This window comes from Streptomyces goshikiensis, from assembly GCF_014650555.1.
GTDB classification, from domain to species: domain Bacteria; phylum Actinomycetota; class Actinomycetes; order Streptomycetales; family Streptomycetaceae; genus Streptomyces; species Streptomyces goshikiensis.
Window position 1 is genome coordinate 232270 of record NZ_BMVE01000008.1, and the last position, 12154, is coordinate 244423.

Annotated in this window: 9 protein-coding genes; 3 read left to right on the forward strand and 6 right to left on the reverse strand. The window is 74.5% G+C overall.

Annotated elements, in window-relative coordinates; translation table 11 throughout:
• Nucleotides 1-16 precede the first annotated feature (16 nt).
• From IE248_RS23655 to IE248_RS23675, 5 genes are all read right to left on the reverse strand, one after another.
• Nucleotides 17-2215 carry a molybdopterin oxidoreductase family protein gene (locus IE248_RS23655; protein WP_190031598.1) on the reverse strand — a complete coding sequence of 733 codons (2199 nt, stop codon included), beginning with the start codon at nucleotides 2213-2215 and terminating at the stop codon, nucleotides 17-19.
• 109 nt (nucleotides 2216-2324) lie between these two features.
• The gene (locus IE248_RS23660) at nucleotides 2325-2945 is read right to left on the reverse strand and encodes a TetR/AcrR family transcriptional regulator (protein ID WP_073797161.1); all 621 of its coding nucleotides are present in this window, start codon (nucleotides 2943-2945) and stop codon (nucleotides 2325-2327) included.
• Between the two features lie 35 nt (nucleotides 2946-2980).
• Nucleotides 2981-4276, reverse strand: a complete 1296-nt coding sequence (locus tag IE248_RS23665; RefSeq protein WP_190031636.1) for a hypothetical protein — start codon at nucleotides 4274-4276, stop codon at nucleotides 2981-2983.
• Nucleotides 4277-4332: 56 nt separating this feature from the next.
• Entirely contained in the window at nucleotides 4333-5319 is a 987-nt protein-coding gene (locus IE248_RS23670; protein WP_229895472.1) for a cupredoxin domain-containing protein, read from the reverse strand.
• Nucleotides 5316-7466: a right-handed parallel beta-helix repeat-containing protein gene (locus IE248_RS23675; RefSeq protein WP_190031599.1), complete on the reverse strand. Its 2151-nt coding sequence runs from the start codon at nucleotides 7464-7466 to the stop codon at nucleotides 5316-5318. The genes IE248_RS23670 and IE248_RS23675 overlap by 4 nt, the downstream gene beginning before the upstream one ends.
• A gap of 1086 nt (nucleotides 7467-8552) precedes the next feature.
• On the opposite strand from IE248_RS23675, the gene hmgA reads away from it, so the two are divergent.
• Nucleotides 8553-9866 (forward strand): homogentisate 1,2-dioxygenase, encoded by a 1314-nt coding sequence (hmgA, locus tag IE248_RS23680; protein ID WP_073797163.1) that lies wholly within the window; start codon nucleotides 8553-8555, stop codon nucleotides 9864-9866.
• Between the two features lie 82 nt (nucleotides 9867-9948).
• Entirely contained in the window at nucleotides 9949-10698 is a 750-nt protein-coding gene (locus tag IE248_RS23685; protein ID WP_124290016.1) for a GntR family transcriptional regulator, read from the forward strand.
• Between the two features lie 18 nt (nucleotides 10699-10716).
• Here the strand turns inward: IE248_RS23685 and IE248_RS23690 are convergent, their stop codons facing one another.
• The gene (locus tag IE248_RS23690; RefSeq protein ID WP_164496457.1) at nucleotides 10717-10881 is read right to left on the reverse strand and encodes a hypothetical protein; all 165 of its coding nucleotides are present in this window, start codon (nucleotides 10879-10881) and stop codon (nucleotides 10717-10719) included.
• Between the two features lie 148 nt (nucleotides 10882-11029).
• Between IE248_RS23690 and IE248_RS23695 the strand changes: the two genes are divergently transcribed.
• Nucleotides 11030-12154 (forward strand): type ISP restriction/modification enzyme, encoded by a 1125-nt coding sequence (locus tag IE248_RS23695; RefSeq protein WP_159032070.1) that lies wholly within the window; start codon nucleotides 11030-11032, stop codon nucleotides 12152-12154.

Consider the following 12154-nt stretch of genomic DNA (forward strand, 5'->3'; position numbering starts at 1 on the left):
CGAGCAAAACCCCAGCTCAGGGCAGGGGCGCCAGTTCGACGGGGAATCCGTTGAGCACCGCCGTGCCGGAGAGCGGGTCGAGCCGGGTGCCGTCGAGGAGCTGGTTGACGTTGGCGCCGGGCTCCGCGGAGGCCACCGAGAGCCGGGAGCCGGCGCGGTCGTGGCCCCAGCCGTGCGGGAGGCTCACGACGCCGCGGCGGACCGCCTCGGTGACCTCGACGGGCACCTCCAGGCTGCCGCCGTCCGAGGTGACCCGGGCCCGGCCGCCGTCGGCGAGACCGAGCCGGCCGGCGTCCTCCGGGTGGACCTGGAGGGTGCAGCGGTTGGAACCTCCGATGAGAGCCGGGACGTTGTGCAACCAGCTGTTGTTGGAGCGCAGATGGCGGCGGCCCACGAGCACCAGGGCGGCGGGGCGTTCGGCGAGCGCCGCGCGCAGCCTGGGGAGTTCGGCCGCGATCGGCTCCGGCAGCAGCTCGATCCTGCCGCTGCGCGTTTTCAGCACGCCGGGGAGCCGGGGCCGCAGCGGGCCCAGGTCGATGCCGTGCGGGTGCTGCCCGAGCTCTTCGAGGGTCAGGTCGTACGGTCCGAGGCGGAGCATCATGTCGAGCCGCCGCTCCGGGCCGGTGCGGCCGGACAGCGTGCGGGCCCGCAGCCGCGGGTCCTCGCCGAACAGCGGTGAGTGGGGATCGGTGGCGGCCCGGGTGAGGGTGTCGGCGATGACGCGGTCGTCGACGGTCTCGGGCGGGGCGCCGTGCTGCCCGGACACGGCGAGGATCAGGCGCGCGTGGATCTCGCACTCGTCCATCCGCCCTTCCTCCAAGGGGACGGCGGGCGGGGAGTAGCGGGCCTGGTTGCGGACGGCGAAGGCGTTGAAGGCGAAGTCGAAGTGGGCGCTCTGCGCGGGCGGCGGCGGGGGCAGGACGACATGGGCGTGGCGCGCGGTCTCGTTCAGGTAGGGGTCCACGCTGACCATGAAGTCCAGGCCGGCGAGGGCGGCGTCGAGCCGCTGTCCGTCGGGGGCGGACAGCACGGGGTTCGCCGCGATCGCGATCAGGGCGCGGATCCGCCCCTCCCCCGGGGTCTCGATCTCCTCGGCCAGGGCGGCGGTGGGGAGTTCGCTCTTGGCCTCGGGGTGGCCGCTGACCCGGCTGTGCCAGCGGCCGAGGGCGAACCCCTTGCCGGGGCCGGCCGGCCGGGGTGCGTGGTCGGTGGCGGAGAGCGGGAAGAGGGCTCCGCCCGGCCGGTCGAGGTTGCCGGTGAGGATGTTCAGTACGTCGACCAGCCAGCTGGCGAGCGTCCCGTACTCGGTGGTGCAGCTGCCGATCCGCCCGTAGACGGCGGCGGTCGGCGCGGCGGCGAGCTCGCGGGCGAGGGCGCGGATCTCGGCGGCGCTGAGGTCGCAGGCGGGGGCTACGGCCTCGGGGGTGAAACGGTCGAGGGCGGGGCCGAGTTCCCCGAGGCCCTCGGTCCACCGCGTCAGCCGGTCCGGGTCGGTGAGTTTCTCGTCGAGCAGGGTGTGGGCGAGGGCGGCGAGCAGGAGCGCGTCGCTGCCCGGGCGCGGCGCGAGGTGCCGGTCGGCGAGCCGGGCGGTGCGGGTGCGGCGCGGGTCGACCACCACCAGGGTGCCGCCGCGTGCGCGCAGGGCCCGCAGCCGGCCGGGGAAGTCGGGGGCCGTGCACAGGGAGCCGTTGGACTCGACCGGGTTGGCGCCGAGGAGCAGCAGGAAGTCGGTGCGGTCGAGGTCGGGCACCGGGATGGCGAAGGGGTCGCCGAAGAGCAGGCCGCTGGAGACGTGCTTGGGCATCTGGTCCAGGGTGCTCGCGGTGAACAGGTTGCGGGTGCCGAGGGCCTTGAGGAGCAGCGGCGGGTAGAGGGCGCCGGCCATGGTGTGGGTGTTCGGGTTGCCCAGGACGACGCCGACGGACTGGGGGCCGTACTCCCGGAGCAGGGCGGGGACCGCGGCGGCGACGGCCGCGTACGCCTCCTCCCAGGTGGCTTCCCGGAGCCGGCCGGCTCGGCGGACGAGGGGGGTGCGCAGCCGGTCGGGGTCCCCGTCGACGGCGCCGAAGGCGGCGCCCTTGGGGCAGATGAAGCCGCGGCTGAAGACGTCGTCGCGATCGCCCCGGGCCCCGGTGACGGTGGAGCCCTCGATGGTGAGGGTGAGGCCGCAGGTGGCTTCGCAGAGGGGACAGACGCGCAGGGCGGTGCGGGGCATGGGCCCTCCCGGGGAGGCGGAATGCGACACGGGCACGCGGCGTTCCCGAGCATACCGACCGGTAGGCACGGCGGGGAGGCCTGAGGGGAGGGTCTGCGGGAAAGTCCGGTCAGTCCAGGACGCGCGCCAGGTAGGCGTGCATCATCGCGCGGGTCTCGGCGACGATGTCGGGATCCCCGGCCGGATCGACCCGGAAGGCCAGCTTGGTCAGCGCGTCGGTGGCCTCGACGGCGACGAGGACGGCCCGGGCCAGCGCCGGGTCCGCGACGAGGCCGAGGTGCGCGGTGAGCAGTTCGGTGAGCCGGCAGGCGACCAGGTGGTTGGGGTCGGCGCCGGGGCCCTCGGCGGGGGGTGCGGGCACCCCGAAGTCGATGAGGGCGAAGCCGGGCACGCCCCGTTTCATGACCAGGTACTCGTCCAGTACGACGTCCACGACGGGCCGCCATTCGGTGGCCGGGAGCTCGGCGAGCCGGCTCTCGATGCCGTCGGCGTAGCGGTCGAGGTTGCGGTGGGCGAGCGCGAGGGCCATGGCCCGCTTGTTCCCGAAGAAGCGGTAGACCGAGCCGATGGGCACTCCGGCGCGCGCCGCGACCGCCCGGGTGCTCAGGTTCTCGTACCCGGTCTCGTCCAGGAGCTCGGCGCAGGCGTCGAGGATCCGGGCGAGCCGGTCGGCGCTGCGCTGCTGGATCGGGGTCCGGCGCAGGGGGTGGGCTGGGGGCACGGGGTCCATCATGCCGCTCCCGGCCGCGCGGTTCGGCGGCGGTCTCAATTCAGCAGGAGGCCGATCCCCCCGATGGTGTACGTGATCATGAGCGCCAGCAGCGGGAGCTGGCCGGCCACGGCCCTGGCGGGCGGGAAGAGGCGCACGGAACGGTCGTGGGCGGCGATGACTCCCAGTACGTGACCCGTGACGACGGCGGCGACCTGGAGGGTGGCCAGAGCCCCGGGACCCAGTGGGGACAAGGGTTCTGGGGCGTTGTCAGTGCCGAGTGCCATGATTACTGTGCGTGGTCCTTCGGTGACGAAAAGGGAGAAGTAATGGGCGATGAGATAGCCGAGCGCGATCGGCACGAGTGAGTGCGCGAAGGCGGTCAGCGGGCCGGGGTGCGGGCCGCAGACGAGGCGGGTGGCCGCCGCGCACAGGCAGTACAGGGCGGCGACGAGGGCGATGGCGCCGAGGAGTCCGAGCGTGGCCGCGGGGGTGCGGCCGAGGGGGGAGGTCTGTATCGAGTTGATCCAGGCGGGGTTGTCGGAGAAGCCGTCGTACGCGGTGGATCCGAGCAGGACGCAGACGGTGGCGACGAGTCCGGGCCGCTCGGGCGTCGCGTCGAGTCCGTGGAAGGGGTTGCGGAGGACCAGGCGGCCGTCGTCGCGGCGGCCGAGGGGGGAGAGCCGGGCGAGGAGGGCGGAGTAGGCCTCGAAGGCGTCTCCGTCGGCGAACCAGCGCTCGCCGAAGCGGGCGGCGAGCAGGAGTTGGGCGGCGGCGTAGACGCCGAGGGCGATCAGGAGGGTGGTGGTGGATGCGGGATCAGGAGAGACGAGTTCGAGCCAGGTGAAGCCGAACAGCCCGACCGCGGCGGGCCATTGGCCGAGCCGGGCGGGCAGGGGGCGGGCCGCGGGGCGCCAGACCCCGGAGAGCAGGCGGTGCAGGGCGCGGAGCGGGCTGAGTAGGCGCCAGACGGGGCCGAGGAGGAGGGAGGCGGGCACGAGACCGACCCAGAGCAGGACGTAGACGGCGCCGGGAGCGGGGTTGCGGGCGGGGTCGTCGGGACCGAGGAGGAGGCAGAGCAGGACGGCGAGCGCGGCCGCGAGGCCGAGCCCGCGCAGGGCAGTGCGGGTGGCAGGCGCGTCTGCCACCCGCTGGAGCCCGGCGGGCAGGGCGAGGCCGGAGCGGTCGCCGCGGAATCGGGAGGTGGACCAGAGCAGACCCAGGGCGAGGAAGGAGACGAACAGCGCGGCGAAGGCACCCGCGAAGGCGTAGAAGGGAGAGATGGGCAGATCGTGCTGGGACCCGATCCCGTGCGCGAGGGCGGTGAGCGGATCGGCCGGGTGAAGGACCACGCCCTGGCCGATGCCGCCGGCGCCCGCGCCGGGGGCGGGCCCCGGCCCGGCCGGGGTCACCGGACGAGGAGCTGGGTCAGGACGAGGCCGGACTCATGGGTCTCGACCTCGAAGAGGCCTGTGCGGTCGGCCGTCAGGGTCAGGGTGGCCTCCTGCCCTGCCGGCAGGGCGAGTTCCTTGTCGTAGCCGTGGACGTGCAGGGTGTCCGTGCGGTCGCTGGTGACGCGGAGCGCCACGCGTTCCCCGCGCCGCAGCTCGGTGCGGCCCGGGGCGGGGGTGACCTTGCCGCCCCGGATCGCGATCGTGACCGTGCGGTCGGCCTGCGGGCTCTCGCCGGGCGGGGCCCCGCCCGGCGGGGACGAGGCAGGCGGGGACGAGGCCGCCGGGGCGGGTGCGTGGGTGTGGGCGCCCGCGCCCTGTCCCGGGGGGCCTCCGGCGAGGGGGACGGCGGCCTCGACGGGCTTGCCGGCGACCGCCCAGGCGGTGTGGTCGTCCGCGTAGAGGCGGACGGTCAGGGTGTGCGCGCCCTCGGGAACCTGCGCGGCGGGCAGGTGGAACCAGGGGCCGTACAGCCGGGCCAGCTTGCGTCCGTCCAGCTCCAGGTGGGCGTGGCCCGCGCCCGGGAGGGCGGCGCCGCCGGTGCTGTCCGGGGTGAAGCGGAAGTTCCGCACCGTCAGTTGCAGGTTCCAGCCGTCCTCGGTGTCGGGGCGGGCGCTGACCCGTACCTCCGGCGCGCCCTCGGCCGGGACCTCGCGGAGCCGGTGGCCCGCCCCGTCGTCGGTTTCGAGCAGGGTGCCCACGCTGCCGGAGGCCTGCTCGTGGCTGGTGCCGGGTTTGTGGTGGGTGGTCGCCCTGCCGCCGCAGCCCGTCGCGGCGCCGCCCGCCAGGAGCAGGAGGACGGCGACCAGGGCAGCGGTGCGCAGGGTCCGGCGGGGCCCGTGGGCCGCGCGGGGCGGCGTACCGCAGGCATCGCACCAGGTGCGGCCGCCGGCGGAGTCAACGGGGGCGGCGGGGCCAGAGGGGTGGGCGGGGTCGTGGGTCATCGGGGGTCTCCCGCGGTGGCCGGGGGTTCGGGGGTGGCGGCCGTGCTCAGCGCCGGGGCGGGACCGTCCGGGGCGGGGGCCCGGTCACCGTCGGGGTCGCCGCCCGGGCCGCCGGGGCGGGCCGGGGCGCCCGGCCGGGCCGAGGCGATCACGGCCCACAGCACCCAGAGCACGGCGACCAGGCCCCGTATCCAGGCCGGGCCGACGGGGATCCACGGGATCATCAGGACGGCCTTGTCGAAGGCGTCCAGCAGGGTCAGCCCGCCCAGCAGCAGGGTCAGACGGGCGAACCACGGGCGGTCGGGGCGCAGGGCCAGGCCGACGCCCGTCCACCACAGGCCCGTCAGCAGCAGCGCGAGCGCCGGGACGGGGGTGGCGGTCAGCGGCATCGTGGAGCCGGCCACGTCCAGGACCAGCCCCGCCAGGCCCAGCAGGGACGCGGCCGTGCCCAGCCGGGACCCGCGCAGCCGGCGCCACCACAGCACCCCGCCGACCAGCAGCAGTACCGCCGCGACGGCCGCCGCGAGCTGGGTCTCCACCCGCGCCGCGCCACGCGCGCCGTACCAGTCGCAGCCCGCCGGGAGTTTGCGCGCCTGGACGTTGTAGTCGGCGCAGACCAGCAGCTGGGCGAGCTTCACCGGCTCGCCCACCAGGCGGGCGGAGGCGCCGGACACCGCACCCCGGCGGTCGCCGCACTGCGGGACGGTGCCCGGGGTGGAGCCGTCGGGGCCGTCCTGCCAGCAGTTAGCGCGGCCCTGGCCGTCCCACCACACGTCCATGCCGTTGGGGCGGGACGCGCCGGACTTGTCCTTGCCCAGCACGTTCCCGGCGTAGCGGTTGTGGTGGGAGGTGTCGGTCTGCTTGCCCCAGTCCTCCTCGCCGCGGATGAAGGCGGGGACGGCGCTGAGGAAGAACCCGGCGCGCCGGTGCCCGTACACCCAGTTGTTCTCGTACAGGTTCCAGTTGCCGCCCGCGGTGATGATGCCGGTGCCCGGCGGCATCGAGATCTGCGGGCAGACCACGCCCTGCTCGTAGCCGCGCTCGATGGGCGGCTTGGCGCAGGTGCCGTCGGCGACGAAGGGGTAGTAGTCCTGGTTGTTGTCGTGGATCAGGTTCCGCTCGAACTTGGCGTGGTTCTGCGGGAGTCCGGGGTGTCCGGGGAAGGCGCTGTCCATCGAGGCGCCGCCCATGTTCTGGTCGAACTCGCTGTCGTGCACCCACACCGAGTCGCCCGCGGTGCCGGAGTAGCCGACCATGTTGTGGTGGCTGCGGCAGCCGGTGATCTCGATGGAGTAGCGCGGGACCTCGTAGCCGCGGCCGTCGTTGATGTTCGAGGCGCTGCCGGGGTAGATGCCGGAGTCGCCGTTGCCGTAGGACTCGCAGTTCTTGTAGAGGCCGTGGTCGCTGGCGAAGGTCAGGAACCCGTACTCGTCGTTCCAGCGGGTCAGCACGTCGTCGATGACGAAGCCGTCGCCGGCGAGCACGTACAGCGAGTTGAAGGTGGTGCGCTGCGCGGTGAAGTTGCGGAAGTAGATGCCGTTGGACTTGTCGGCGCGGATGGCGTTCAGCTTCTGGTACTTGGCGTCGATGACCACGTCGAGCCGGGAGGCGCCGGTGCCTTCGATCTGTAGGTCGGTCTTGCCGAGGATGGCCACGAGGTTCTGGTTGTGGCGGCAAGCGAGCTGCTGCTCGTAGCTGAGGATCTGGTAGCCGAGCGCGGAGTTGGGCGCCTTCAGTGCGGCGCACTCCCCGGTCGGCTTGGGGAGCGAGGGCTCCTCCTCGTACAGGCCGGGGAGGATCGCGATGTTCATCCCCGGCCGGTCCACGGCGTCGACGGCCTCCTGGAGGTGCCGGTAGCCGTTCTTCTCGCAGCGCTCGAAGAGGGCGAGGTTGCGCTGCTTCAGCTCCTCGGGGAAGCCGGCGACGCGGCGCTCGAAGGCGGGCCGGTCGGTCTTGCAGACGACCAGGTCGGGCTCGGCGTCGCGGTGGCGCGGGACCGATCCGGAGCCGTCCGGGAGCGCGACGGGCCGCTCCTCGTGGGCGCTGGCGGGGGGCGCGGCGACGAGCAGGGACAGGAAGGCGAGGAGGGCGGCGAGGGCGGCGAGGAGCGCCGCCGGCACGGCAGGGAACCTGCGGGTCCACGACATGCGCGTGAGAGTAGAGCAATGTTCATCTTTTCGGATCCCCCCTCGCAGCACGAAATACCGCGGATGCCGGTGCCGACGCCGGGCGGCCGGAGAGGGATCCCGGCCAGAAACCCCGGCCGGAGCGGCCGACCAGGACGACCAAGCGGACCGACCGACCGAGCCAACCGACAAGGCCGGCCAACCAGGGCGACCCAGCGGGTCGACTGACCGAAGCGACCGACGAGCACGACCGAGCAGGTCGGCTGACCGAAACGCCCGAGCGAAGGAGCCGGCCGGAGCTGCCGACCAGGGTGACCGAGCGGGTCGGCTACCCGGGCGACTGAGCTGGGCAGTCGCCCAGGGCAGCCGAGCGGAACGGCCAACCGGGGCAGTCGACGAGGGCAGCCAACCAGGGCACCCGAGGACGGCGCCCGAGCGGAGCGTGCGACCAGGACGACCTAGCGGGTCGACTGACCGAAGCGGTCAAGCGGAACGGCCGACCAAGGCGACCGGGTGGGTCGACTGACCGGGGCGACCGAGCTGGGCAGCCAACGAGGGTGGCCGAGCGGAAGGGCCGCCCTGGGCGACCGAGAACGGCTGCCCAGCGGAACGACCAACGATGACGACCGAGCGGGTCGGGCGTACGGAGTGGCCGACCGAGCAGGACGACCGAGGGGCAGCCGACAAGGGCAGCCGACGAGGGCGGCCGAGCGGAGCGACCGAACGGGTCGGCTGGCCGAGGCGACTGAGCGGAGCAGAGGAGCAGGGCGGCCGACCGGGCCGGCCGAACTCGGCAGCCGACGGGGCGGGCGAGGGGGCGGGCCTGGCAGGTCGGCCGAGCGCGGCAGCTGAGGGGGACGGGCCCGGCGGGACAGCCGAGCGCGGCGGCCGAGGCGGGCGGGCCCGGCGGGACAGCCGAGCGCGGCGGCCGAGGCGGGCGGGCCTGGCAGGTCGGCCGAGCGGGACGGCCGAGCGGGGTGGGCGACCAGGGCGGGCGGGCGCGGCAGCTGGCTGAGGGGCGGGGTGTCGGGGGAAAGGGGCGTTGACGGGTGGGGCTGGGAATCCTACTGTCAGGCATAGGATTCCTTCGACAGAGCGGGAGCAGCGATGAGCGAGCAGGCCAGGAAGACGGCGGAGGCGCTGGAATACCTCACCGGCTTCGGCAACGAGCACAGCTCGGAGGCCGTCCCCGGCGCGCTCCCGGTGGGCCGGAACTCCCCCCAGCGCTCTCCCCTCGGCCTCTACGCCGAGCAGCTCAGCGGCAGCGCCTTCACCGAGCCGCGGCGCCACAACCGCCGCTCCTGGCTCTACCGGATCCGCCCGTCGGCCGCGCACCCGCCGTTCACCCGCATCGACAACGGCGCCCTGCGCTCCGCGCCGTTCACCGAGGCCCCGGCGGACCCGAACCGGCTCCGCTGGAACCCGCTGCCCGACCCGGCCCCCGGCACGGACTTCCTCGCCGGCCTCTGGACCCTCGGCGGCAACGGCGACGCCGCCCAGCGCGCCGGCATGGCGATCCACCTCTACGCCGCCAACGCCTCGATGACCGACCGGGTGTTCAGCGACTCGGACGGCGAGCTGCTGATCGTCCCCGAGCGCGGCGCGCTGCTGCTGCGCACCGAGCTCGGCCTGCTCGCCGCCCGCCCCGGCGAGGTCGCCCTGATCCCGCGCGGCGTCCGCTTCCGCGTGGAGCTCCTCGACGACGACGCCCGCGGGTACGTCTGCGAGAACTACGGCCGCCCCTTCGAGCTGCCCGACCTGGGCCCGATCGGCGCCAACGGCCTCGCCGCCGCGCGGGACTTCCGGGCCCCGGTGGCCGCGTACGAGGACAGCGAGCGCCCGACCGAGGTGGTCAACAAGTTCTGCGGCAACCTCTGGTCCGCGACCTACGACCACTCCCCGCTCGACGTCGTCGCCTGGCACGGCACCCACGCGCCGTACGTGTACGACCTGCGCAAGTTCAACGTCATCGGCTCGATCAGCTACGACCACCCGGACCCGTCGATCTTCACCGTGCTGACCTCGCCCTCCGACACGGCGGGTCTGGCGGGCGTGGACTTCGTGGTCTTCGCCCCGCGCTGGCTCGTCGGCGAGGACACCTTCCGCCCGCCGTACTTCCACCGGAACGTCATGAGCGAGTACATGGGCCTGATCGAGGGCGCCTACGACGCCAAGGCGGAGGGGTTCGTCCCGGGCGGCGGCTCGCTGCACAACATGATGTCGGCGCACGGCCCAGACCGGGAGACCTTCGACAAGGCGAGCGCCGCCGAGCTGAAGCCGCAGAAGATCGACGACGGCCTGGCCTTCATGTTCGAGACCCGCTGGCCGATCACCGCCACCGCCCAGGCGGCCGGCGCGGACCACCTGCAGCGCGCGTACGACGACGTCTGGCAGGGTCTGGAGCGCCACTTCCGGGCCTAACATGCGCTGAGCACGCCACCGGACCCGCACCGGACCCCACCCCGCCCGCCCCGCCGACGTCCATCCGTACGGAGAACGACCCGTGACCGCCTTCGCCCCCGACTCCCTGGTACTGAACCGGAAGCTGCCGCTCTGGTACCAGGTGTCACAGTCGCTGCGCGCCTCGATACTGGGGCGCACCCCGGACGCCTCGCTGCGCCTGCCCACCGAGGAGCAGCTGGCCGAGCACTACGGGGTGAGCGTGCTGACCATGCGGCAGGCGCTCAAGGAGCTGGAGGGCGAGGGGCTGATCAGCCGGCACCGGCGGCGGGGCACGTTCATCGAACCGGGAGCGATGCGCGGCGCTCCCGTCCGGCTGCTGGGTTCGGTCGACGCGATCGTCGCCCAGCAGTCGGGCGACCGGACGACGGTCCTCGGCCAGGAGACGACGGCGGTGTCCGGGGAGCTGCTGGAGCACTTCCCGGACGCGCCCGAGGTGGTCACGTACCGGCGGCTGCGCCACGACAGCGAGAGCGGCGAGCCGACCAACTGGGCGGAGAACGCGGTGCGCCCGGAGCTGGCGCAGGCCATCGACCTGGCCGATCTGGCGCGCTGGCCGATGACCAAGGTGATTCGGGACATCGTGGGCGTGAAGATCAGCCGGATCACCGACACCGTCGAGGCGCGGCTCGCCGACCCGGTGACGGCCGAGCTGCTCCAGGTGCCGCTGCTCAGCCCGATCCTGCATTACACGGGCGTGACGTACGACGAGGGCGGCCGGGTGGTGGACGTGGCGCGGATCCGGTACCGCGGCGACCGGTTCTCCTTCACGGTGACGGTCGACGCGCACTGACCGGCCATCGGTCGAAGATCAGGCCTTCTCGTCCTCGTCCGTGCGGCGTTCGCCCTCCGCCTGCGAGGGCGTGGTCCGCATCGTCGCCGGGTGCCGTTGCGTCTTCTGGGTCTCGTCCATGTCCTCGTCGAGCCGCTCGCCCTCGGCCTGGGACGGAGTGGTGTATTCGTCGTACTGACTCATGACCGGCTCCTCACGCGTACCGGGGCATACCCCTCTCTATGGAGCGTAACGCTTCGGCCTGGACAGGGCCCGGCCGCCGGGTCCCGTCGCTACCATCGGCCGGGTGAGCGCTGACCCCACTCCGCCGAGCCTGACGCTGGACGACCTGATGCCGTGGTCCGTGGGCGCGCTGCGCCTGGGCCGGGACTGGGTGGCGGCGCCCGACCCGGCGATGCTGCGGGCCCGCTGGACGGCCCTGACCGGCGCGGCGGGCCCCGACCGGGACCGGCTGTTCCGCCCCACGAGGACCCGTACGCCGACCGCCGGCGCGGCCGCGCTGCCCGGGCTGCGGGCCGGCTCCACGGCCCGGTTCGCCGACGCCCCCGGCGCGTTCCCCGAACCCGTACGGGTACTGCGCGAGCCCTTCGACGAGCAGTGGCTGCTCCCCGACCAGCGGCTCATCGACCTGGCCCGCCCCGAGCTCTGGCGGGTCCGGGACGAGCACCAGCTGTTCGCCGTCGAGACCCCGGAGCTGCTGGTCACCGCGCACCTCCCGGTGGGCCGGCCCGCCCGGATCCGCCCCCTGCACCGGCGCCCCGGCGGCGCCGAGCCCAATCTCGCGCCCGGGCTGCTGCCGCTGCTCGGCGAGCGGTACGGGGGCTGGGTCACCCCGGAGGACGTGCTGTGCTGGATCCTCGCCGCGGGCCGCCCCGGGCCGCGCGGGTACGAGGTGCCGCTCGCGGCGGATCCCGGGCGCTGGCGGGCGGGCCTGGAGCTGGGGCACCGCCTGCTCACCGTCCAGTTGCGCGGGGCGCGCGGCGGCGAGCCGCCCCGGCTGCCCGGTGGCCGCAGGCCCTACGTCCGCTCCGCGCTGCCGGCCTGGCCGCGCGAGCTCGCGTACGACCCGCAGACGCAGACGCTGAGCCTGGGGAGCGGGGCCGTCTCCCCCGTCCCGGCCGGCGCCTGGGAGTACGAGGCGAACGGGACCCGGGTGCTGGAGGCCTGGTTCGCCGCCCGGCAGGCGCACCGCGCGCCCGGTGCCGACGGGCTGGAGGCACTGGGCCCCGCCGAGTGGCCGCAGGCCTGGACCTCGGAGCTGCTGGCGCTGGTCACGACCCTGGCCCTGCTGGCCGATCTGGCGCCGGAGCGGGCCGCGTTCGAGGCCGGTCCGCCGCTGACCGCCGAGGCGCTGGGGGCCGCCGGGGTGCTGCCGGCGCCGCGCTGGGCCCGGCGGCCGGCGTCGGTCCTGGACCATCACGAGGAGGGACCGGGCGGCCAGTTCGCGCTGCTGTGA

Excerpts from the sequence above, each read along its gene's own strand:
- IE248_RS23675 (WP_190031599.1), bottom strand. The coding sequence starts at position 7,466 with ATGTCGTGGACCCGCAGGTTCCCTGCCGTGCCGGCGGCGCTCCTCGCC.
- IE248_RS23670 (WP_229895472.1), bottom strand. The coding sequence starts at position 5,319 with ATGACCCACGACCCCGCCCACCCCTCTGGCCCCGCCGCCCCCGTTGAC.
- IE248_RS23660 (WP_073797161.1), bottom strand. The coding sequence starts at position 2,945 with ATGGACCCCGTGCCCCCAGCCCACCCCCTGCGCCGGACCCCGATCCAG.
- IE248_RS23695 (WP_159032070.1), top strand. The coding sequence starts at position 11,030 with ATGCCGTGGTCCGTGGGCGCGCTGCGCCTGGGCCGGGACTGGGTGGCG.
- hmgA (WP_073797163.1), top strand. The coding sequence starts at position 8,553 with ATGAGCGAGCAGGCCAGGAAGACGGCGGAGGCGCTGGAATACCTCACC.
- IE248_RS23655 (WP_190031598.1), bottom strand. The coding sequence starts at position 2,215 with ATGCCCCGCACCGCCCTGCGCGTCTGTCCCCTCTGCGAAGCCACCTGC.
- IE248_RS23690 (WP_164496457.1), bottom strand. The coding sequence starts at position 10,881 with ATGAGTCAGTACGACGAATACACCACTCCGTCCCAGGCCGAGGGCGAG.